Source organism: Clostridium puniceum, from assembly GCF_002006345.1.
GTDB classification, from domain to species: domain Bacteria; phylum Bacillota; class Clostridia; order Clostridiales; family Clostridiaceae; genus Clostridium; species Clostridium puniceum.
In genome coordinates this window covers 1-23,470 of sequence record NZ_LZZM01000195.1, presented here as the reverse complement: position 1 = coordinate 23,470, position 23,470 = coordinate 1, and the positions used below count along the sequence as shown (strand labels likewise).

Genomic DNA, 23,470 nt, shown 5'->3' with positions numbered 1-23,470 from the left:
AACAATAGAGAGATATAATGAGTTATTGAAAGTCATAAAGTAATGAGAAAGAGGTAAAAAATGATGAAAGAATCTAGTGTTAATGTTTTAGAATCTTTGCCAGTTGAAATAACTGAAATAAAAGTAAGTTCTTTAGGAAAGAATTTATCGTTCGTAGTTTATAAAAAAGGTTCAGCAACTCTTAAAGGAAAATTAGAGCCATATTTATTTTTGCTACCAGCTATAATTTTATTTACTTTATTTATGTATTATCCGTTTTTTAAAACTATGTATTTAAGTATGGAACTTACTGATGCTAGAGGCAGGTTTGTAGAATTTGTAGGATTTCAAAATTACATTGATATATTGACTTCAGTAGAGTTTGTAAATAGTTTAATAATTACTTTGAAATTTGTTTTTTATACAACACTTCCATCTTTGCTAATAGGATTTTTCATAACTTTGCTTGCAAATAATAAAGTTAAACTTGCAAAAGCAGCGAATATAATGTTTTCAGTTCCCATGGCAATATCATCAGCATCAGCAGCAATAATATGGTCAATAATGTTTCATCCAACTATAGGTTTAATTAATAACATATTTAAAACAAATATAGGATGGTTAGTAGATCCAAATTGGGCATTGTTTTCAGTTTCATTTGTAACTACATGGATGAATATAGGGGTAAATTTTATATTTCTTTATGCAGGTTTGAAAAACATTCCAAGAGAATTATTTGAAAGTGCTTCTATTGATGGAGCTGGATATTTTAGAAAGTTACATACAATTATAATACCAATGATTTCACCTACATTATTTTTCGTAGTATTTATGGATATTATGAATTCATTTCAATCTTTTGGACAGGTAAAGATAATGACTGCTGGCGGGCCAGGAACTTCAACAAATTTATTGGTATATTCAATTTATAAAGATGCCTTCTTTAATGGAAGATTTGATATGGCTTCAGCTCAATCAATTATATTATTTGTTATTATGTTTGTAATTGCATCAATTCAATTTAAATTTGAAAAGAAAGGAGTGCATTATTCTTAATGAGAAGTAGAAGAAATAAAGTCATATTAACTATAACCAATATAGTAGTAGGTTTAGTAATAATTGTACCTATATTATATGCACTTTCAGTTTCCTTTATGACACCTGATGAAATGTTTACTACACCTATAAATCTTTTGCCTAAAGGATTTTATTTAGGAAATTATGAGCAAGTATTAAATACAATACCAGTATTCACTTTTCTTATAAACAGTTTTATAGTTGCAACAGCAGTTACAATAGGACAAATATTAACCTCAAGTCTTAGTGCGTATGCGTTTGTATTTTATGAGTTTAAAGGTAAAAAAATTTTATTTATGGCAATGATAGCTACAATGATGATTCCCAGCGAAGGAGTAATAATTTCAAATTATTTAACTATAGGTTCCTGGAATATGCTTGATTCATATGCAGGAATGATAATACCATTTCTAACTTCAGCCATGGGAATATTTATGATAAGACAATTTTTTCTTACAGTTCCTAGAGAATTTAAAGAAGCATCAGTCATTGATGGATGCACAAGTTTTCAATTTTTTTGTAAAATTCTCATGCCTGTTTCAAAACCTATAGTTGGAGCTTTAGGTATATATACTTTTTTATCAACTTGGAATCAATATATGTGGCCACTACTAACAACAAGTAAAAAGGAAATGAGAACTGTTCAAATTGGTATAAGTATGCTTCAATCTTCAGAAGCTCAATCATTTGGAATGATATTAGCAGGAATTATTATAATTTTAATTCCTTCAATATTCATATTTATATTAGGTCAAAAACAACTTGTTCAAGGAATGACTTCAGGTGCTGTAAAAGGATAGTAAAGTTTAATTTCAAAATTTATTTAATTTTAGGAGGCTTTATTTATGAAAAAAAGAATCATATCAGCTATAGTGGTAACAATGGTTATAACATCGTTAATTGCAGGGTGTAGCAGTAAAGTTGAAGGTATATCAAAAACTAATGATGAACCAACAAAAATAACTTTCTGGCATGGAATGAGTGATAATTTAGGAACAAGTTTAGATAAACTTGTAAAAGATTTTAATGATACTCATAAGGATATAGTAGTAACAGCTCAATATCAAGGCGAATATGATGATGCATTAAATAAACTAAAAAGTGCTCAAACAAATAATTCAGGACCAGATGTTATGCAATGTTATGATATAGGAACTAAATACATGATAGATAGTAAGGCAATAGTTCCGATACAAAATTTCGTTGATAAAGAAAAATATGACATTTTAAGTTTAGAAGAAAATCTTCTTGCTTATTATACCGTTGATAATAAGTTATATTCTATGCCGTTTAATTCATCTACACCTATACTTTTATATAATAAGAATGCATTTAAAGAAGCAGGCTTAGATCCTAATACACCGCCTAAATCTCTTGCAGAAGTTGAAGATATGGCAAAGAAACTTACAAAGAAAGATGCATCTGGAAAGGTCACTCAATATGGTTATTCAATGGCTATATATGGATGGTTTTTTGAACAATTTATGCTTAAGCAAGAGAAGGATTATGCTAATAATGCAAACGGAAGAAGTGGTAATGCAACTGCTGTAGATTATGAAAAAAATGGTGGTGGATTAACTCTTTTAAATGAATGGAAAAAGTTGGTTGAATCAGGCGATGTGGGTAACTTTGGAAGAAAGACTGCTGATACTAGAAATGCATTTATAGCGGAAAATTCTGCAGTGTATATAGATTCAACATCATCTTTAAGTTCAGTATTAAAGGGGGTTAATGGCAAGTTTGAAGTAGGAACTGGGTATATGCCTTCAGTAAGTAATTCAGATAAAGGTGGAGTTTCAATTGGTGGTGCATCTCTTTGGATAATGGACAATAAAGATGAGAAAAAACAACAAGCTTCTTGGGAATTTATAAAGTTCTTGGTTTCTGCTGATCAACAAGCATATTGGAATGTAAATACAGGATATTTCCCAGTAACTAAGAAAGCATATGATACTCAAATGGTTAAGGATAATTTAGCAAAATATCCTCAATTCCAAACAGCTGTAGATCAATTGCACGCATCAACTCCAAAGTCAGCAGGTGCTTTATTTGGAGTATTTCCAGAAGCTAGAGCTGCAATTGAAACAAACATTGAAAATATGCTTAATGGTAAACAAACTCAAGAACAGGCTTTAGAAAACGCTGCAAAAACAACAAATATTGCAATTGAGAAATATAATAAGACTAATAAATAGATAGGTTAAGAATCTTATTAAAAGAAGTTTAAATATTGCACATAGAGGTTTCTTAGGGAAATATCCTGAAAATACAATTAAAGCATTTTAATGAAGTATTTCAATTGACGGCGATCCAATAATCACCAAATATCAAGATAAACTTAAAAAAATAGAACAGTAGATATATAATTAAATTATATGCTCCTTTTATAGATACAGTTAAAATAAAAAAACTGTGACTATGAAAGGAGCATTTTTAAGGAAAGAAATGATATATATAGTGCAACTTTAAGTCTTCAACAAAATTAAGTGACAATAACTAACTATAATGCAGAATATTTTTTAAAACATAATATTATTTATTAAGTTTTTCTAATAAATCATTTATTCGTGGAGAACAATTCTTCCCTTTACAAGGTCCACTGCCAGCTCCAGTTGCTTTTTGAACTTCTTCTAAGGTTAAAGCACCATTTTTAATAACCTCTTTAATTTTTGCACGAGTAATTAATTTACAAGTACAAGTCTTTGTTAATTTATCTAAAACAGCTTCATTTAAGTTATTATCCATATAAACATCTCCTAATTTATAATTTAATTATGAAAGAATGTATCTTTCATAATTAAATTATACAGTTTGTATTCTCATAAGTAAACTTTGTTATTTAGTAATGAATATTAATATATAATAGCTGAAATTAATTATTAAAAATATATTTATATTAAAATGAAAAATTAGAATAATGATAATTAATATAAAGAAAATTAAGCAACCATTAAGAAAACTATTATATAATTATAGTAAAGTTATAGAAATTATTATAAATTTAATTATAGAAAATTATTTAAGATTTTATAATTTTGTATTAGGGGTGAAATTAATGATAAAAGTATTACTTGTTGAAGATAATATAGAAATAAGTCAAAATATAGTCGAATATTTTAATGGTGAAGTAGAAATTGAGGCTGTATATAATGGTGAAGATGCTGTTGAATACTTAGGTGTTTACACTTATGATGTTGTAATATTAGATCTTATGCTGCCAGGAATAGGCGGGATTGATGTTTTAAAGTATACGTCTAAGAATTGCTTGAATACAGGCGTTATTATATTAACAGCAAAAGAAGAACTTGGAGATAAACTTAAAGCGTTTAATTTAGGTGCTAATGATTATTTAACTAAGCCATTTTTTATGGAAGAATTAAAAGCTCGTATTAATTCAATTTTAAAGAGTATGGGAAAGGTTAAGAAACCTAATATCCTTGAATTCAAAAATATGCAGATAGACATGAAAACCAAAAGAGTTTATATAGATGAAAGTGAAGTAGAATTAAATGAAAAATTATATAAACTTCTTGAATATATGGTTATAAATAAAGGGGTATTATTATTTAAGGAACAAATATTTGATAATGTATGTGGATATAATAGCGACGCTGCAACTGAAATAATCGAAGTATATATAAGCAGACTAAGAAAGCAGCTAAGTGCTTTTGGATTTGGTAAATATCTTATAACTAAAAGAGGCATGGGATATTTATTGGATGAAAGTATAGAGGATTAATATATGAAAAAGGATATATTTTTAGAGACCAAGAAAAGTATTATAGCCATAAGTACAAGTGTAGTATTTTCATGTTTGATTATATTCGCAATAATAACTAATGCATTATATTCCTCTAAGGTATTAGTTAATGTTGATCATCAGATTTTAGAACAGAAGGATTTTATAACTAAACAACCTTTTAATTTTGATTATAAGGGAATTTTTGACTCAGGTAATTTTAATGCTCATGAAAATAAGGCACAAATTCAAAATGAAACTCAACCATCAAACAGTCAACCGGAAGCAATAACTAAGGTGGAAGGGGACCAAAAAAATGAGATGTCTAATAAATTCGAAGATCAAAAGGAAGGTCAAATTAAAGGTTTTGAAGGAAAGCCAAATGGAAAGTTCATGCGAATTCCCCCTAACTTAATTGTTATTATATATAAAAATGATACTTTTGAAATTATGAGTAAAACTTTATATTTTACAGAAGATGATTTACCAGTATTTCCACAAAGTGCAGAAAATGAGGTAGTTACATTAACACTTGATGAGCATAGTTTCAGAGGAATTATAATACATAATGGAGATTATAAAATACAAGTGCTTGCAAATATTGATTCTGAAGTAGATTCTTTAAATAGGTTAAAAACTTCAATTATAGTAAGTTTAATTATATTGATTATAATTGCTACAATTCTTTCAACTTATCTTGCAGCTAGAGTAGTAAAGCCAATTAGAGAAGCTTATGAAAAGCAGATTTATTTTGTTCAAGATGCATCTCATGAAATGAGAACGCCATTAGCTGTAATAAAAGGAAAATTAGAATTGCTAGCTCATTCCTGGGGGGATACTATAGATGATCACTTTGAACATATTTCAAAGATGATGACAGAAGTAAGAGGTTTAGAAAAACTAAATACCGACTTATTGTTGTTGTCTAAAGAGGATTTAGATCTAGCAGTCAATATAACTAATTTAAAATTAAATAATTTTATTGAGGATTTGAGTGAATTCTATATAGATTTAGCAGAAATTAAAGAAAAAAAATTTAATGTAAATAAACCTAAAGAAGAAATACTTGTTCAATGGGATTATGATAAGATAAAGAGAGCTGTTGTAATATTGATTGAAAATGCATTTAAGTATACCGGAGAAAATGGAGAAATAACTTTAAGCGTTGAGGATATAAATAAACATGTAAAAATAACAGTTAAGGATAATGGAATAGGAATTAAAGAAGAAGAACAAAAACGCATATTCGATAGATTTTATAGGAGTGAAGTAGTAAGAGGGCAGAATATTAGCGGAACTGGAATTGGACTTAGTTTATTAAAATCTATTTCAAAGAATTTTGGAATTAAGTTAAAGGTAAATTCTAAATATGGAGAGGGCTCTGAATTTATATTAATAATTCCTAAGATAATAAAATAAAGAATAAGCTATCCTATAAATAGAAATTGATTTTAGTTTCTATTTATGAGGATAGCTTTATTATTATAAGAAATTACTACACATCAACATATAATAATTTTTAAACACTTAAGGTTATATAAATAATAACTATTTAGTTATTATATTATTATAAAACCAACGTCCAGATTGCAAACCTAAAACGCATGCTAATCTAAACAAACATATAGTTGATATGCCAGCTAAAATTCCAGTGATTAACCGTCTAACATTTGTACTTTTAAAGTATCCAAGATATTGTCCTGTTCCATCAATTAAAAGAGGAACCATTAATAGTAACTCTAAGAAGATATGTAAATATCTAAATGTAAGTATATAAATAATTCCAATAATATAACCTATCAATATTCCAGTACAGCGTGCACAGATAGGAAATTGATGACCTTTAAAGAAAAAAGATCTTTCTGGTAACTGGTGACAAAAGAACATGTATTTTAAAATCTTTTGGTAATTAAACATCTAATATGATAGAGATGCTAGACTTCCAAGGAAACCTAGTGCAAATGTTAATATGTAGAATACAATCCAAGCAACAATTCCCCCTATCATCCATTTACATATTAAGCTAGCACTTTGAGGTTTTTCATCTTTCCACATAAAGTATAAGATTATTCCTACTATTGGGAAGCAGCATGATGCAACTCCAGCTAAGTGAGATGGATTGTCTACACCTACAGAAGAATTACTTTTACCAGTAGCGACCCCACAGTGTATACATACATCAGCATTATCGTCTATTTCTTGTCCACAATTTTTACAAAACATTAATAAATCCCCCTTAAATTTTTTATTAACAAATAACTGATTTTTTATTAATAATTAATGGAAATATTATATCATCAATAGAAGTTATGAGTAAATATGTAAATGTATGAACCAACTTTAAAATTTAAATTATTGTATATCTGTTGTAATTAAGTTTATATGGTGAAATTAGTTTTATATGCTAATATGGTTTTATTTAAAAATTATTATTGCAACATATGTTAAATTAAAAAGATGATTAAAATGTTGAAAAACATAATAATCACCTTTGTTTAGCTTAATATAAAATTATAATAAGTTAAGTACTTAATAATAAGATGCTAAAACTCCCAATAAAACTATGAATAAAACATATAAAATAGAAAAAATAATACTTAAGGCTATGCCAGCTAAAGTCCATTTAATAACTAAACTAGCACTCCTAGGTTTTTCATCTTTCCAAAAGAAGTACAATATTATACCAACCAATGGGAAGCAGCAGCCAGCTAGGCCTGGTAAGTGAGAAGGAACATCTTTTTTGTTAAAAGGAGATTCACTTTTACCAGTAGCAATACCACAATATATACACACATCAGCATTATTATCTATTTCTTGTCCACAATTTTTACAAAACATTATTATGTATCACTCCTGTAATATTTTAGTATTAAATTATAATATTTTAATTTAAATATTATAATTAGCGCAATAGACTAAGTATATAATCTTGTGCCCATTGTAGACTTTTTAGCCATAGTGCAATTATAATTCTTAATAGACATATAAGAGATATTCCCCCTAAGATTCCAGTAATTAATCTCCTAATATTAGTGCTTACAAAATATCCACGATATTGACCGATTCCATCAATTAGTAGAGGTACCATAAGTAGTAATTCGAATATATAACCTAGTTTATTATAAAAAATCAAATACAATATTCCAATAACATAACCTATTAAAATTCCAGTGCATCTAGCACATATTGGTAATTGGCGTCCTCTAAAAAAGAATGATCGTTCTGGCATCCTATGACAAAAAAATATGTATTTTAAAATTGTCTTATAATTAATAAACATTTGCCATAACAGCTATAAGAACGTATATTATAGTGAAAATTATATTAAGAGCAATACCAGCTAAAGTCCATTTGATTATTAACTTAGCACTTAATGGTTTTTTATCTTTCCATACAAAGTATAATATTATACCAACTATAGGAAAACAACATCCAGCTACACCTGGTATATGAGAAGGATTGTCTACAGAATTTAAAGAAGAACCATTTTTTCCAGTAGCACTCCCACAGTGTATGCACATATCAGCATTATCGTTTATTTCTTGTCCACAATTTTTACAAAACATCATTATTCACTCCTTAAATTATTTTTTGGAATTATATCCATAGTATAACATTGTAGTTAGCTATACGTAAATATATATATTAATTGTATAATAAGTAATACATCAACTAAAAAAATTAAATATATATGTTGCAATTATATTTCTACATATAAATCATTTGAATATGATTATAATTACAAGTTTTTAGATGTAGATTTATTATTTCGATATATATTACTTAAAAATTAGAAAATATTATATAATAAGATGTAAGGAATTTAGATATTATTATTATAAATTAATCAGAAATTATATGACGAATATTTCACTATTAATTGACTTTTAAAAATCATTAATATATAATTATTACAATAAAAGACTATGATTAGGAAAAGTACCTTAGGTAATTAATTTTAGAGAGTAGCTGTATGGTGGAAAGCTATATTAAATTTGAGGGAAAATCACCTAGGAGTTGGATACTGAAAGGCAAAGCTTTGCTAAATAAGTCATCACGTAAGAGCCTGCGTTAAAGGATAGAGTATGTATGTACTTGAAATATAGCATTTGATTTTTTATTTAAATGTTAACCTTAGGTGGTTTGCGAATTCAACTTCGTCCTGTAGGATGGAGTCTTTTTTTGTATAAAAATAGATTTAGAGAATTTTTGCAGTCCAAGGGCTGATAAAATATAAAATTAAAAATAATAAAATTAACTATGAACAAACGATTTATCTAGTGATATTAAAGATAATTTAACGAGAAAAACTTGTATTAAAAATTGGAACATAATTTTATCCTAACTGTTCATGGGTAATTGTTAACTTTTAACTGAAAATGAAAGGGGAAAATTAAATGTATAATAAAGTAGATTCGTCAAAAGGCACTGTAAATATGGAAAAAGATATTGCAAAGCTTTGGAATGAAAAAGACATTATAAAGAAGAATTTTGATTTAAATCAAGATGGGGAGTGTTTTACTTTCTATGATGGACCACCAACAGCAAATGGAAAACCTCACGTTGGTCATATTTTAACAAGAGTAATGAAGGATATAATCCCAAGATACAAAGTTATGAAGGGATATAAGGTTATAAGAAAAGCTGGATGGGATACTCATGGTCTTCCAGTTGAATTAGAAATCGAAAAGAAACTTGGTATTTCTGGAAAAGAACAAATTGAAGATTTTGGTGTAGAAAAGTTTATTAAAGAATGTAAAGACAGTGTGTTTTCATATGTGAGTTTATGGGAAGAAATGTCTCATCAAATAGGATATTGGGTTGACATGGAAGATCCATATGTAACTTATCATGATGATTATATAGAATCAGAATGGTGGGCATTAAAGAAATTATGGGATAAAGGTTTGCTATATAAAGGTCATAAGGTAATGCCTTATTGTCCAAGATGCGGAACTGCTTTATCATCTCATGAAGTTGCTCAAGGATATAAGGATGTTAAAGATTTAACTGCAACAGCTAAGTTTAAAGTTAAATCAGATGAAAACAAGTATATTCTTGCTTGGACAACAACTCCTTGGACATTACCATCTAACTTAGCATTATGTATAAATAAAGCTTACACATATGCTGATGTTAAAGTTGGTGATGAGGTTTATGTATTAGCTAAGGACTTAATAGGAACAGTTCTTGGAGATAAAGAACATGAAATAATCAGAGAATATAAAGGTGAAGAATTACTAGGTACTGAATATGAACAATTGTTACCTTTTGCTAAGGTTGAAGGAAAAGCATTTGTAGTAATTCATGGAGATTATGTAACACTTTCAGATGGTACTGGGATAGTACATATTGCACCAGCTTATGGCGAAGATGATAGTTTTGTTGCAAAGCAAAATGGTATTACATTTGTAAATTTAGTAGATGCAAGTGGTAACTTCGTTCCAGAGGTAACTCCATGGGCGGGGAAATTTGTTAAGAAGTGTGATGAAAGCATCTGCGATTACTTAGAAGAAAATAATAAATTATTTAATAAACACAAACATCTTCACTCATACCCTCATTGTTGGAGATGTGATACACCACTATTATACTATCCCAAAGATAGCTGGTTTGTTGCAATGACTCAAATGAGAGATAAATTACTTGAAAATAATAATAAAGTAAACTGGTATCCTGATAACACTAGAACAGGAAGATTTGGTAAGTTCCTTGAAAATGTCATTGATTGGGGTATTTCGAGAGATAGATATTGGGGAACACCACTTCCAATATGGCAATGTGAATGTGGTCATAGAGAATGTATCGGAAGCAGAGCCGAATTAGAAGAAAAAGCAACTACAGATTGTAAGGGAATTGAATTACACAAACCATATGTTGATGGAATCAAGATAAAATGTTCTGAATGTGGTAAGGAAATGACTAGAACTAATGAAGTAATTGACTGTTGGTTTGATTCAGGATCAATGCCTTTTGCACAATGGCACTATCCATTTGAAAACAAAGAAAAATTTGAAAAGAATTTTCCAGCTCAATTTATATCAGAAGCTGTGGATCAGACAAGAGGATGGTTCTATACATTAATGGCTTTATCAACATGCTTATTTGATACAAATCCATTTGAAAACTGTATAGTATTAGGCCACGTATTAGATAAAAAGGGACTTAAGATGTCTAAATCTAAAGGAAATGTTGTCGATCCATTTGAAGTATTGAACAATCAAGGAGCAGATGCTACAAGATGGCATTTCTATACTGCAAGTGCTCCATGGTTACCAACAAGATTCTCGATAGATGATGTTGCAGAAACTCAAAGAAAATTCTTGGGAACATTATGGAATGTATATTCATTCTATGTTCTATATGCTGAAATAGATAAATTTAATCCAGCTGATTATGCAGGCTTTGTTTCAGATAATGTAATGGATAAGTGGATTATATCTAAATTAAATACATTAATTGAAACAGTTGATGAAGGGTTAAATACTTATAAAATTACTCAAGCGGCTTTAGCTATTGAAGATTTCACAGATGAATTATCAAACTGGTATGTAAGAAGAAATAGAGCTAGATATTGGTCACAAGAATTAACAGATGATAAGATTGGTGCTTATGTAACATTATATAAAGTCTTAAATAATTTAGTTAAAATAGCATCACCATTTGTACCATTTATGACTGAAGAAATTTATCAGAATTTAGTTATAAATCTTGATAAGAATGCTCCAGAAAGCATTCACTTATGCACATGGCCAGAAGTTGATAAAGCAGCTATAAACAAAAATTTAGAAGAAGAAATGGATTTGGCTTATACACTTGTTAATCTTGGAAGAAGTGCTAGAAATGCTGCTAATGTTAAGAATAGACAGCCGCTTTCAGAAATGCTTATTTCAACAAAATCACTTCCAGAATATTATGGAGATATTGTAAAAGAAGAATTGAATATTAAGATGGTTGAACTCGGAGCTGATCTATCTAAATATGTTAACTTTGAAATAAAACCAAACCTTCCTGTTATAGGTAAGATGTACGGTAAATTAATTCCACAAATTAAAAATGCAATTTCAGAAAGAGATCAAATGGAATTAGCTCAAAAAATACAAAATGGTGGAAGTGAAACTATCAATGTTAATGGAACAGAAATAATTCTTACAAATGAAAATCTTTTAGTTACAATGCAAGGATTAGAAGGATATGCATTTGCAGGAGAAGGTGAATTAGGAGTAGTACTAGATACAACTATCACACCAGAACTTCAAGAAGAAGGTCATGTAAGAGAAACTATTTCAAAGATTCAAAATATGAGAAAAGATAAGGGCTTTGAAGTTGCAGATAAAATAAAACTTTATGTTGCAAATAATGATATGTTATTAGATGTTATTAAGAAGTTTGAAGAAACAATCAAGAAGGAAACTTTAACTTGTGAAGTTATTTATAATGGAGAAGCTGATTATTCAGAAACAGTTATAAATGGTGAAACATTAAATATGACAGTTGAAGTTATAAGATGATAATTAATGACTAGGAATTAAAGGATGCCCTTAACGTTCCTAGTCATATTATTTTATAATCTAAATATAATTTGTTATACTAATATAAACTAAGGTATTTTATAAATTTAAAAATTTAAGATTAAAAACTATAATTATTGACAAAACTTATAGTAAAATAATAAATTATTGTAAGTTCTGTTGATTTATGAGGTATTATATTAGTATAATGAAGTTATCTAGAAAAATTCAAAGGAGGAATAAGGATGGCTACTTCTATTAAGGATGTTGCAAAAGAAGCTGGGGTATCAATTGCAACCGTTTCTAGAGTTTTAAATGATATTGATGTAGTAAATGAAGACACTAAGAAAAAAGTTGTAGATGCAATAAAGAAGCTTGGATACAGACCAAACATAGTCGCAAGAAGTTTAAAAACTCAAAAAACAAAAACAATAGGAATTTTACTCCCAGACATATCTAATCAATTTTATCCAGAAATCGTGAGAGGCGCTGAAGATGTTTCAAATATATACGATTACAATATAATATTATGTAATTCAGACCTTGATATTGAAAAAGAAAAAGAATATTTAAGAGTACTTAGAGAAAAAATGGTTGATGGTGTAATCTATATGAGTAGTTCTCTAAACGAAGAAATTTTAGAGCTAATCAATGAATTAGATTTAAAAACCGTATTAGTTGAAACAAAAGATAAAGACGGAGCATTACCAAGTGTAACTATTGATAATGTTAAAGCTTGTTATGATAGCACAAAATTATTAATTGAAAAAGGAATAAGAGAAATTGCTTTCATAGGAACTGAGAAAGATAATAAGAATGCTTGGGGAGACCGATATGTTGGATACGAAAATGCTATGAATGAAGCTGGAATAGAAATAAATCCAGATTTAATTTATTTTGGTTCAATGAAGGTTAAGAGTGGATATGAAGGAATACAAAAGTTCTTAAAGGAAAAGAAGAAATTTAAAGGTGTAGTATGTGCATCTGATGAAATTGCAATGGGTGCAATAAATGCTTTAAGAGATAATAAAATTAAAATTCCAAAAGATGTAAGCGTTATAGGATTTAATGATAACTATGCTGCATCAATATTCTATCCTAAGATTACAACAATCTCTCAACCAACTTATGACATGGGTTCAGTTGCAATGAGAATGCTTATTAAACTTTTGAATAAAAAGGAAATAGAAGAACCACATTATGTTTTAGAACATGAATTAGTTGAAAGAGAAAGTACAATATAAGTTTAATAAAAGGAGTATCGCGAAATGATTAAATTTTAATCATTTCGCGATACTCTTTTTTCACTAATAGTTAAGAGAATTCTCTTAACTATGAAATAATATAATAGCAAGTTGGAGTATAGAAAAAATGCAGATTATTGACTGCATTTTTTATTAAGTTTAAGATTTATTGTTTTGTAATTCATTTTTTTCTTTTATATCTGTTATGATATCTTTTAGTGTTATATTTTCAAGTTCTTTCTCTAATGCTTGTTGAGCTTTTGAAAAGACTGGAATTATTGTGCTTTGAATATTGCGCCCAACTAGACAAGCTGGATTTGGATTTTCATGAACACTAAACAATTCTTTTTCTTGTACAACATTTACTGCTTTATAAACATCTAGTAATGTAATTTCTGAAAGATTTTTTGTTAGTTCAGCTCCTGCAATACCAGGTCTTACTTTAACCAATCCAGCAGCTTTTAGCATTCCCATAATTTTTCTTATCACGACTGGATTAGTATTAACACTTCCAGCAATTAATTCTGATGATTTTACTACACTTATATCGGTGCCAAGAAGAGTTAAAATATGAATTCCAACGGAAAATCGGCTGCTAATGGACATATTAGGTCACCTTCCTTTAAACATGTTTATCATTAATGTATTTTTTTAAATAATTATAAATGTATTATAACATAAAAATTTTACTTGACAATCAATATATTTGTAACTATACTTATTACAAGTAATAAAAGTGGTTACAAGTAAAAATAGTTAGGAGGAATTACAATGAAAATAGGGATCATTGGAGCAAATGGAAAGGCAGGAAGCCTTATATTAAAAGAAGCAGTTGAAAGAGGACATGAAGTAACAGCAATTGTTAGGAATGCAACAAAAGTGGAAAATCAAAATGTTAAAATAATAGAAAAAGATATCTTTGAATTAAAAGCAGATGATATTAAGGCTTTCGATGTAGTTGTAAATGCATTTGGAGCGCCACCAGAAAAAAGCAACCTACACATAGAGGCTGGGAAAGCTTTATTTGAAGAATTTAAAGTTGCCATAAATACAAGATTACTTTATGTGGGAGGAGCAGCAAGTTTATATGTAGATGAAGCAAAAACAGTAAAGCTTTTAGAAACACCTGATTTTCCTGAAGCTTATAAGCCAACCGCAAGTGCAATGTTAAAAAACTTTGAGAATTTAGAAAAAACTATTGGAATTCAATGGACTTATCTTTGCCCAGCAGGATTTTTTGATCCAAATGGAAAGCGAACAGGATCTTATAAAACAAGAAAAGATATCTTAGTATTAAATTCTAAAGGTGAGAGCTATATAAGCTATGCAGATTATGCAATTGCAATGCTAGATGAAATTGAGAATCCAAAATATGAAAATGCAAAAGTTTCAGTTGTTGGAGAGAACTAATAATTTAAAACAATATTAATTAAAAAATTAATGGATCATATAAATATTATTTGGATAATTATAAGTTTTTATGAATGAAAAACATGCATATAAGAGGAATTTTTTCTCTAAGTGTATGTTTTTCAATTTTATAAAGAACTTTCATTCCTATTTTTTGTGTGTAAATGTTGCAATTGATAGAGGTGCTTAGATGTAATTTTAGTTATGTAGTTATAAAATGGACTAAATATAAGAATAGTTGCAGATGCAACTATTTTGTGATAAAATGGTTGTTATTGCAACTAATACGAGTAAAGATTTATATAATAAGAGTAGTAGTTTTATAAATAAAGGAGGTGTAATGTGGAAAGTTGCGAGGCAATAGGAAAGTATATTGGTGAAATTCATAGATCTAGCTGTATCTATTTTGGGAAGAAGTTTAAGAAATTTGGAATAGGAGTGGGGCAATATTTATTTTTAATAAATCTTTATAAACATGATGGAATAACACAAGAAGAATTAGCTCAGAAAGTAAAATTAGATAAGGGAACTACTGCAAGAGCTATAAAAAAACTAGAAGATCAAGGTTATGTAAAACGAGTAAAAAAGGAAAATGATAAGCGTGCTTATAAATTAGAAGTAACAGAAAAAGCAGAACAAATTAAAAAAGATGTATATGCAATAATGGATGAGTGGGAAAATGAAGTTAGAAAATATCTTTCGGAGAAAGAATCTCAACAGTTGGCAAATTTGCTAAATAAATTATCAAAAAGTTCATTAATTGCAAAGGAGGACATTTATGAATAGTCAAAAAAGATTAGGTGAAATGAAAATTGGAAAGTTAATATTAGAATTTTCTATTCCAGCTATTATAGGAATGCTAGTTAATACTTTATACAATATAATAGACAGAATATTTATTGGACACATAGAAGGAATAGGAAATCTTGCAATGGCTGGTGTTGGAATAACTATGCCATTAATGTTTGTAATTCTGGCATTCGGTATGTTAATTGGAATTGGTACAGCTACTAGAATATCAATAAAACTTGGACAACATGATAAGGAAGGGGCAGAAAAGCATTTAGGAAATGCATTTACACTAATAATAATAACAAGTATTATTTTAACCATATTTGGACTTATATTTTCTAATCCACTTTTAAAAATGTTTGGAGCAAGTGAAAATATTATAGGATATGGAGAACAATTTATTCAAGTAATATTTATAGGATGTATATTTAATTTAATAAGTTTCAGTCTTAATCATTCAATTAGAAGTGATGGAAGTCCTAAAATAGCTATGGCATCTATGCTTATAAGTGCTATTATAAACATTATTTTAGATCCTATATTCATATTTGGGTTAGATCTTGGTGTTAGAGGTGGCGCACTTGGAACTGTTGTTGCACAAATAATAAGCAGTATTTGGATTTTATATTATTTTACTAAGGGATCTAGTACCCTTAAAATTAGAAGAAAAAATTTAAAGCTTGATAAAAGTGTAGTGTTAAGTATTTTTGCAATAGGAATAAGTCCATTTAGTATGCAAATAGCACAAAGTGCAGTTCAAATAGTTTGTAATAATTCCTTACAAACATATGGTGGGGATTTAGCAGTAGGAGCAATGACAATAATAAATAGTTTGGCAATGGTGTTCTTGATGCCGATTTTTGGATTAAATCAAGGTCTTCAGCCTATAATAGGTTATAACTTTGGAGCTGAAAAGCATGATAGAGTTAAACAAACGGTGAAATATGGAATAATTACAGCAACTATAATAGTGACAATAGGTTTTGTGGTTATTCAAGGATTTTCAAAGGCATTAGTTGTAATTTTTAATAATGATCCATCACTTATAGAAATAACTTCACATGGAATGAAAATATTTTTAATTATGATGCCACTTGTTGGAGGTCAAATAATAGTTACTAATTATTTTCAATCTATTGGAAAAGTTAAGATATCTATGTTTTTAAGTTTATTAAGGCAAGTTATAATATTGGTTCCATGCTTAATAATAATTCCAATGTTCATGGGATTAGATGGAGTCTGGGCTGCAGGTGCATTATCTGATTTCTTATCAGTAGTAATCACAATAACTGTATTTTTAAAGGTGTCAAAGGAAGCGGTAAGAGTTAAAGAACAAAAAAGAATTATATTAGAGGATTAAACTTTAATGTTTAATAAAAGAAGATTAAAGCTTTATAAAAATAAGGTTATTTCAAAATTATTTTGAGATAACCTTATTCTTTTAAAACGAAACATGTATTATATAAATTTATAGAATCATATATAAATAAGTTTAGCCAAGAAGTTATATTCTTATTAATGATAAGAATAATTTATCTATTTTTGTTAATTAATATAAACAAAGTTTAATTGTAGATATTTAAAAAATAGTATTACTGGTTGCGGCGTGAGCCATATTGCAAGTCTTTTCTTAACGTACCTTAATAAGATAATATAAAAAATCTATCTTACTAAGGTACATTTGCAAAAATCAGTATTAGTTATGTTTTATGTAGTTTAAAGGATTCCTTCACTTTTTAAAAGATCTTCTAATTTTTGAACTCTATCTGTTAAACTGATGAATTTTTCTTTTAACTGTTCCTTTGAAGGTTCGTTGTGGTTTATAAATTTTTCCATATCCTCTACAGTTTTTAAAGCTTCTTCAACATCTTGTTGAGCCATTTTTAAATTTAAATCATTCATGAAAAGTTCTCCTCGCGATAATTATTTTGTATCATATAAGTTCTAATTAATTAGCTACATTAAAGCCATATACAGTAAATAGGTATAAGTAGTTTATTTATTAAAACATATATATATTTAAATTTATTAACTATAGATTAAATAAAAATCTATAACTATATTTAGTAATTATATCCTATCACTACTAAAAAATAAGTGCAAGGAATATAAATGTAAAGAATAATTATACTATAGGAGATAAAGATGATTAATTATATTTGGTTTTTCTTAATTTTTTTTGGTATCTTAGTTGGATTAATAAGTGGAAATGGAGAAATTATTTCTAAAGCTATAATTAATTCATCTGGGAACACTGTTAATTTTATTATAGAACTTACAGGGATAATGTGTTTTTGGTGTGGTGTTATGAAGGTTGCAGAAAATAGTGGACTTACAGAAAAAATATCTAAGCTATTAAAGCCTATTCTCAAACGCATATTTAAAGAAGCAGCTAAGGATGAAAAGACATTAGGAGCTATAGTTATGAATCTAACTGCTAATATGATGGGATTATCTAATGCCGCAACACCTTTTGGTATTAAAGCTATGGAAGAAATGGATAAGCTTAATAAAGATAAAGAAACTGCATCAAATGATATGGCACTTTTTTTGGTTTTAAATGCAACTTGTATTCAATTAGTTCCATCTACAATAATTTCTATAAGGGCTGCGTGTAATTCGATAAATCCGGGCATAATAATATTGCCAACTGTAATGTCTACAGCAACAGCAGCTATTGTTGGGGTAATATGCTGTAAGATATTACAACGATATTTTTAGTAGAAATAATAAGGGATTAAATAATGATTAATTTTATAGGGGGAATAATAAATTATGTTTAATTATTTAAGTAAAAGTATAATACCCATAATATTTCTACTTATTATAACCTATGGAATGTTTAAAGGGAGAAAGGTTTATGAATGGTTTATAGAAGGTGCTAAGGAAGGATTAAAAGTAACCTTAAGAATATTTCCCTATCTTTTAGCTATGATAATTGCAGTACAGATATTTAAAGAAGCAAAATTAATGGATATATTAAATAACTTAATAGCACCAGTTGGGAACTTAATAGGATTACCCCAAGAACTTATACCCTTAATAATAATAAAGCCTTTATCAGGGAGTGGCGCAATTGGTGTATTCACAGATATAATAAAGAGCGTTGGAGCGGATACAAGAACTGGACTTATAGCATCTGTTGTAATGGGGAGCACAGAAACTATATTTTATACAATTACCGTTTACTTTGGTGCAATTAAGGTAAAGAAAATAAGACATACTCTATGGGCAGCAGTTTTTGCTGATATGACAGCTATAATTATGGCTATTGTTATGGTAAATATTTTTATAATTTAAAGTATAGAATATAAAATTTAAATGATAGGAATATGTATTGTTTAATTTTCTTAATTAATTATATAATGTTATTTGTAATTTGTTTACGGAAGAAGTATTATTTATATTCTATATTTTTAATCAACCTTTATAAGTATGAATTTTTGGAGTATTATATTTAAAGAAAATATTGTAATAAGAAAGAGGCTAGTTTTATGAATAAAGATGTGTATATAAGAAATAGAAGTAGATTTATGGAGACAATAGAAGATAATTCAGTAGCAATACTATTTGCAGGAAAGGCACCTAAAAAAACAGGCGATGAGTTATATGAATTTACTGCAAATAGAAATTTTTATTATTTAACAGGAATTCAAGAACAAGAACATATAGTTTTATTATCAAAATCTAAAGACGTTACAAGTGAAAAATTATTTTTAAAGGATTTAGATTTAGCAGCTGAAATGTGGAATGGAAAGACTTTAAGAGATAATGAAGGAAAAGAGATATCTGGTATAGAAGATGTTGTATATATGAGTGATTTTAATTCTCATATACATACATTGATTAATAGAGCAGAAAACATAACCTTATATTTAGATTTAGATAGAGAAGCTATTGATGAAGTAGATTCTATAGCTAATATTTTTGGAAGAGAAATTAGAAATAAATACCCACAAGTTATAGTAAAGAATCTTTCAAATAAGATTGCACCTCTTAGAATTATTAAATCAGCAGAAGAAATAGAAGAGATGAAAAAAGCAATAGAAATAACAATTGAGGGTGTAAAAGCCTTAATGAAAAATTCAAAAGCTGGAATAAAGGAATATGGACTAGAAGCACATTTTGATTTTGAATGTAAAACTAGAGGTGCCAAGGATTATGCTTTTAGAACAATAGCAGCATCAGGCAAAAATGCAACTATACTTCATTATGCTGAAAATAATAGTGAATTAAAAGATGGGGATTTAATTCTTTTTGACTTAGGAGCACAATGGAATTTATATAACGCAGATATCACAAGAACCTTCCCTGTGAATGGAAAGTTTACAGATAGACAAAAGGAAGTTTATGAAGCTGTACTTAGAGTAAACAAATCAGTAATTGAAAAGATAAAACCAGGAATTAATTATAAAGAACTTAATACTTGGGCAACAGATTTAATAGCAGATGAATGTATTAAATTAGGAATAATTAAAGAAAAGGATGAAGTGAGAAAATATTATTGGCATAGCATAGGTCATAGTTTAGGATTAGATACACACGATGTAGAACCACAGGGAAGAAATTTCACATTTGCTGAAGGAATGGTGTTTACAGTAGAACCAGGAATATATATAGGTGAAGAAAGTATTGGCATAAGAATTGAAGATGATATTTTAGTTACCAAGGATGGGTGTGAAGTTTTAACTAAGGATATGATTAAGAATGTTAGCGACATTGAGGAATTTATGAAATAATCTAGAAGATACTTAGAATTTTTATTAGCCAAATTTAAATAATAATGATTAGAATTTTGAGAAATTATTTACAATTTAGATTGTTAAATTTAGAATAAATAATCAATTTTAAAAAATCAATTGATTATATTAAAAAAATTAGATACAATATATAATGTTAAAAGAAATTAAAATGCAATGAAAAGAAGAGTAATAAAAGAATCATTCTATAAGAGAGCTAACATGTGCTGAAAGTTAGCGTTTGTGAATTTTATGAAGATGGTCTTAGAGCATGTTTTCTGAGCCAAGGTTTATTTGGTTAGGAGAATACGGGGGCAACCGTTATATTGCAAGGTGATGATGGTCACCTGCTGAGTTACTCGTTGTAAAGTGAGTAAGAATTAGAGTGGTAACACGTATAATACGTCTCTATATAGGTTTTAATATACCTGTATAGAGATTTTTTTATGCATAATAACTACTATAATATATTCTTCAGAATATGCACCTTTGAAAAAAGTGGGAAGCACAATAAAAAACTTATTAAGCACAACTAAGAATTTTTAAATTTTTGGAGAATAAGTACACCAATTTATAAAAGATCAAATTTAAATTTCAGATGTAAAAGCACAATGAATAATTTAATAAAAAGTTATCATTGTTAAAAATAAGGAGGAACACAAGTAATGTGTACAGATTGTAAAAAAACATATTATATTACTACACCAATTTATTATCCATCAACAAAGCTACATATAGGAAATACCTATACAACGGTAGCTGCTGATGCATTAGCTAGATTTAAGAGATTAACAGGCTACGATGTAATGTTCTTAACAGGAACAGATGAACATGGTCAAAAGATTCAAAGAGTAGCTGAAGAGAAAGGAATTACACCAAAAGAGCATGTAGATGAAGTTGTTGCTGGTATTAAAGATCTTTGGAGCATGATGAATATAAGTTATGATAAATTCATTAGAACTACTGATGATTATCATATTAAAACTGTTCAAGATATATTTAAGAAATTATATGATCAAGGAGATATATACAAGAGCTCTTATGAAGGCTGGTACTGTACACCTTGTGAATCATTTTGGACTGACACTCAATTAGTAGATGGGAACTGTCCAGATTGTGGCAGACCAGTTGAAAAATCAAAGGAAGAAGCTTATTTCTTCAAGATGAGTAAATATGCTGATAGATTAATAAAATATATTGAAGATCATCCAGAATTCATTCAACCAGAATCAAGAAAAAATGAAATGCTAAATAACTTCTTAAGACCAGGTCTTCAAGATCTTTGTGTTTCAAGAACAAGCTTTAATTGGGGAGTTCCTGTAACTTTTGATGAAAGCCATGTTGTATATGTTTGGATTGATGCATTATCAAACTACATAACTGCTCTTGGATATGGTCAAGATAACAAGGAACTATATGATAAATACTGGCCAGCAGATGTACATTTAATAGGAAAAGATATTTTAAGATTCCATACTATTTATTGGCCAATAATGTTAATGGCTTTAGATTTACCACTTCCACAGCAAGTATTTGGTCATGGATGGCTACTTGTTGATGGTGGCAAGATGTCAAAGTCTAAAGGTAATGTAGTAGATCCAGTTGTGCTTGTAAATGAATTTGGAGTAGATCCAGTAAGATATTATCTATTAAAAGAAATCCCATTTGGAGCAGATGGATTATTTAATAATGAAATATTTATAAAGAAGATAAATTCAGACTTATGTAATGATTTAGGAAATCTTTTATCAAGAACAGTTGCAATGGTTGAAAAATATTTTAGTGGAGAAATGCCAGCACAAACTGAAAAGGAAGCTATTGATGAGGAACTAATAAACTTAGCATTAACTGCACCAGGAAAAATTGAAGAAGCAATAGATGAATTAAATATTCCACAAGCTTTAGAATATGTTTTTGAATTAATAGGAAGAGCTAATAAGTATATAGATGAAACAACTCCATGGATATTAGCTAAAGATGAAAGCAAAAAAGCTAGACTTGGAACAGTGCTTTATAATTTAGCTGAAAGCCTTAGATTTGCATCAGTAATGATTTCAGCCTTCTTACCAGATACAGCTAAGAAGATTAATGAACAAATCAATGCAGCAGAAGTTTCATGGGAATCATTAAAAACATTTGATGGAACAAAAGTAGGAACTAAGGTAATTAAGGCTGAAAACTTATTCCCAAGAATAGATGTTGATAAAAAACTTCAAGAGTTAGAAGCATTAAAGGCAGCATCAGAGACAGCTAAGAGAGAAATTACTTCAATAAAAGAAGAAATAACAATAGACGATTTTGAAAAGATTGATTTAAGAGTAGTTAAAGTTTTAGCTTGTGAACCAATAAAGGGAGCTAAAAAATTGTTAAAATTAAAAGTAGATTTAGGTGGAGAAGAAAGACAAGTGGTTTCTGGAATTGCAAATTTCTATAAGCCAGAAGAATTAGTAGGAAAAAATGTTATATTAGTTGCTAATTTAAAGCCTGTAAAACTTAGAGGTGAATTATCACAAGGTATGATTTTATGTGCTGCAGCTGATGATGATAGTATATTAAAAGCAGTAGATCCGGGTGATCTTGAAAGTGGAAGTATAGTAAGATAAAAAAATAGAACGTCTCACTTAGGGGGGTGAGACGTTCTTTAACCATTAAATAATAATGGTTAAAAGGGGTAAATAATAATGCTTTAACTACTTTACAATTTAAATTTTACGACAAAATTATGTCAATTACGTGTCAAATAATATAATATATAAGTTCTAATTAATAAAATTCATAGCTTGGCAAAACAGCTTTATATTATTCGATGAGTTTGCACAAAATAAATCTAGATTTATTTTGTGAGGTGATTTAAATGGTTATTATAAAAGATAATCAAAATGCAATATTAGAACTAGAATCAGCAATGAAAAAGACTAAAAATGTACGAATGTATAAACGATATTCTGTTGTTTTAAAGCACTTTCAAGGTTTTAAAAA

The 23,470-nt window shown here is 28.3% G+C and carries 22 protein-coding genes and 2 other annotated features; of the genes, 14 read left to right on the top strand and 8 right to left on the bottom strand.

Features of this window, described 5'->3' with window-relative positions:
* The first annotated feature begins 60 nt into the window (after positions 1 to 60).
* Genes CLPUN_RS18620 through CLPUN_RS18610 form a run of 3 tightly spaced genes read left to right on the top strand, consistent with a single transcriptional unit; the run spans position 61 to position 3,251 of the window.
* Complete coding sequence (locus CLPUN_RS18620; RefSeq protein WP_242954186.1) at positions 61 to 1,035, top strand: carbohydrate ABC transporter permease; 975 nt, start codon at positions 61 to 63, stop codon at positions 1,033 to 1,035.
* The gene (locus CLPUN_RS18615; RefSeq protein ID WP_077848738.1) at positions 1,035 to 1,856 is read left to right on the top strand and encodes a carbohydrate ABC transporter permease; all 822 of its coding nucleotides are present in this window, start codon (positions 1,035 to 1,037) and stop codon (positions 1,854 to 1,856) included. Before CLPUN_RS18620 ends, CLPUN_RS18615 begins: the two co-directional genes overlap by 1 nt.
* 45 nt (positions 1,857 to 1,901) lie before the next feature.
* Positions 1,902 to 3,251 (top strand): ABC transporter substrate-binding protein, encoded by a 1,350-nt coding sequence (locus CLPUN_RS18610; protein ID WP_077848737.1) that lies wholly within the window; start codon positions 1,902 to 1,904, stop codon positions 3,249 to 3,251.
* A gap of 337 nt (positions 3,252 to 3,588) precedes the next feature.
* On the opposite strand, the gene CLPUN_RS18605 is transcribed toward CLPUN_RS18610, so the two are convergent.
* Positions 3,589 to 3,801 carry a (2Fe-2S)-binding protein gene (locus CLPUN_RS18605; RefSeq protein WP_077848736.1) on the bottom strand — a complete coding sequence of 71 codons (213 nt, stop codon included), beginning with the start codon at positions 3,799 to 3,801 and terminating at the stop codon, positions 3,589 to 3,591.
* Positions 3,802 to 4,111: 310 nt separating this feature from the next.
* Between CLPUN_RS18605 and CLPUN_RS18600 the strand changes: the two genes are divergently transcribed.
* Both CLPUN_RS18600 and CLPUN_RS18595 read left to right on the top strand, forming a co-directional pair.
* Positions 4,112 to 4,795, top strand: coding sequence for a response regulator transcription factor (locus CLPUN_RS18600; protein WP_077848753.1), 684 nt, complete (start codon positions 4,112 to 4,114; stop codon positions 4,793 to 4,795).
* Between the two features lie 3 nt (positions 4,796 to 4,798).
* Positions 4,799 to 6,214: a sensor histidine kinase gene (locus CLPUN_RS18595; RefSeq protein WP_077848735.1), complete on the top strand. Its 1,416-nt coding sequence runs from the start codon at positions 4,799 to 4,801 to the stop codon at positions 6,212 to 6,214.
* Positions 6,215 to 6,343: 129 nt separating this feature from the next.
* On the opposite strand, the gene CLPUN_RS18590 is transcribed toward CLPUN_RS18595, so the two are convergent.
* From CLPUN_RS18590 to CLPUN_RS18570, 5 genes are all read right to left on the bottom strand, one after another.
* Complete coding sequence (locus CLPUN_RS18590; RefSeq protein WP_077848734.1) at positions 6,344 to 6,712, bottom strand: DUF2085 domain-containing protein; 369 nt, start codon at positions 6,710 to 6,712, stop codon at positions 6,344 to 6,346.
* A complete protein-coding gene (locus tag CLPUN_RS18585) occupies positions 6,713 to 7,018 on the bottom strand; it encodes a zinc-ribbon domain-containing protein (RefSeq protein WP_077848733.1) in 306 nt (101 codons plus the stop codon). It abuts the gene before it with no gap.
* A 306-nt stretch (positions 7,019 to 7,324) separates the two neighbouring features.
* A complete protein-coding gene (locus CLPUN_RS18580) occupies positions 7,325 to 7,633 on the bottom strand; it encodes a zinc ribbon domain-containing protein (RefSeq protein WP_077848732.1) in 309 nt (102 codons plus the stop codon).
* A gap of 64 nt (positions 7,634 to 7,697) precedes the next feature.
* A complete protein-coding gene (locus tag CLPUN_RS18575) occupies positions 7,698 to 8,075 on the bottom strand; it encodes a DUF2085 domain-containing protein (RefSeq protein WP_077848731.1) in 378 nt (125 codons plus the stop codon).
* Complete coding sequence (locus CLPUN_RS18570; protein WP_242954185.1) at positions 8,065 to 8,364, bottom strand: zinc-ribbon domain-containing protein; 300 nt, start codon at positions 8,362 to 8,364, stop codon at positions 8,065 to 8,067. The genes CLPUN_RS18575 and CLPUN_RS18570 overlap by 11 nt, the downstream gene beginning before the upstream one ends.
* A 348-nt stretch (positions 8,365 to 8,712) precedes the next feature.
* Positions 8,713 to 8,963: a binding site (T-box leader), on the top strand.
* A 229-nt stretch (positions 8,964 to 9,192) separates the two neighbouring features.
* Between CLPUN_RS18570 and ileS the strand changes: the two genes are divergently transcribed.
* Both ileS and CLPUN_RS18560 read left to right on the top strand, forming a co-directional pair.
* Positions 9,193 to 12,306, top strand: a complete 3,114-nt coding sequence (gene ileS, locus CLPUN_RS18565) for an isoleucine--tRNA ligase (protein WP_077848729.1) — start codon at positions 9,193 to 9,195, stop codon at positions 12,304 to 12,306.
* A 245-nt stretch (positions 12,307 to 12,551) separates the two neighbouring features.
* Positions 12,552 to 13,550: a LacI family DNA-binding transcriptional regulator gene (locus CLPUN_RS18560; protein WP_077848728.1), complete on the top strand. Its 999-nt coding sequence runs from the start codon at positions 12,552 to 12,554 to the stop codon at positions 13,548 to 13,550.
* Positions 13,551 to 13,709: 159 nt separating this feature from the next.
* On the opposite strand, the gene CLPUN_RS18555 is transcribed toward CLPUN_RS18560, so the two are convergent.
* Entirely contained in the window at positions 13,710 to 14,156 is a 447-nt protein-coding gene (locus tag CLPUN_RS18555; RefSeq protein ID WP_077848727.1) for an Rrf2 family transcriptional regulator, read from the bottom strand.
* 165 nt (positions 14,157 to 14,321) lie between these two features.
* Here CLPUN_RS18555 and CLPUN_RS18550 point away from each other — a divergent pair, with 165 nt between their 5' ends.
* The 3 genes from CLPUN_RS18550 to CLPUN_RS18540 all read left to right on the top strand — a co-directional run bounded on the left by CLPUN_RS18550 (position 14,322) and on the right by CLPUN_RS18540 (position 17,112).
* Complete coding sequence (locus tag CLPUN_RS18550) at positions 14,322 to 14,960, top strand: NAD(P)-dependent oxidoreductase (RefSeq protein ID WP_077848726.1); 639 nt, start codon at positions 14,322 to 14,324, stop codon at positions 14,958 to 14,960.
* A gap of 342 nt (positions 14,961 to 15,302) precedes the next feature.
* The gene (locus CLPUN_RS18545; RefSeq protein ID WP_077848725.1) at positions 15,303 to 15,746 is read left to right on the top strand and encodes a MarR family winged helix-turn-helix transcriptional regulator; all 444 of its coding nucleotides are present in this window, start codon (positions 15,303 to 15,305) and stop codon (positions 15,744 to 15,746) included.
* On the top strand, positions 15,739 to 17,112 hold the full coding sequence (locus CLPUN_RS18540; protein ID WP_077848724.1) for an MATE family efflux transporter: 1,374 nt from the start codon (positions 15,739 to 15,741) through the stop codon (positions 17,110 to 17,112). The genes CLPUN_RS18545 and CLPUN_RS18540 overlap by 8 nt, the downstream gene beginning before the upstream one ends.
* A 356-nt stretch (positions 17,113 to 17,468) precedes the next feature.
* Here CLPUN_RS18540 and CLPUN_RS18535 read toward each other — a convergent pair whose 3' ends face one another.
* Complete coding sequence (locus tag CLPUN_RS18535) at positions 17,469 to 17,654, bottom strand: hypothetical protein (RefSeq protein ID WP_077848723.1); 186 nt, start codon at positions 17,652 to 17,654, stop codon at positions 17,469 to 17,471.
* 243 nt (positions 17,655 to 17,897) lie between these two features.
* Here CLPUN_RS18535 and CLPUN_RS18530 point away from each other — a divergent pair, with 243 nt between their 5' ends.
* The 4 genes from CLPUN_RS18530 (at position 17,898) to metG (ending at position 23,094) form a co-directional block, all read left to right on the top strand.
* Positions 17,898 to 18,473 carry a nucleoside recognition domain-containing protein gene (locus CLPUN_RS18530; protein WP_077848722.1) on the top strand — a complete coding sequence of 192 codons (576 nt, stop codon included), beginning with the start codon at positions 17,898 to 17,900 and terminating at the stop codon, positions 18,471 to 18,473.
* A gap of 54 nt (positions 18,474 to 18,527) precedes the next feature.
* Positions 18,528 to 19,052 carry a spore maturation protein gene (locus tag CLPUN_RS18525; RefSeq protein WP_077848721.1) on the top strand — a complete coding sequence of 175 codons (525 nt, stop codon included), beginning with the start codon at positions 18,528 to 18,530 and terminating at the stop codon, positions 19,050 to 19,052.
* A 194-nt stretch (positions 19,053 to 19,246) separates the two neighbouring features.
* Positions 19,247 to 20,491 (top strand): aminopeptidase P family protein, encoded by a 1,245-nt coding sequence (locus CLPUN_RS18520; protein WP_077848720.1) that lies wholly within the window; start codon positions 19,247 to 19,249, stop codon positions 20,489 to 20,491.
* Between the two features lie 168 nt (positions 20,492 to 20,659).
* Positions 20,660 to 20,904, top strand: a binding site (T-box leader).
* Positions 20,905 to 21,156: 252 nt separating this feature from the next.
* Positions 21,157 to 23,094, top strand: coding sequence for a methionine--tRNA ligase (metG, locus tag CLPUN_RS18515; RefSeq protein WP_077848719.1), 1,938 nt, complete (start codon positions 21,157 to 21,159; stop codon positions 23,092 to 23,094).
* Positions 23,095 to 23,470 lie beyond the last annotated feature (376 nt).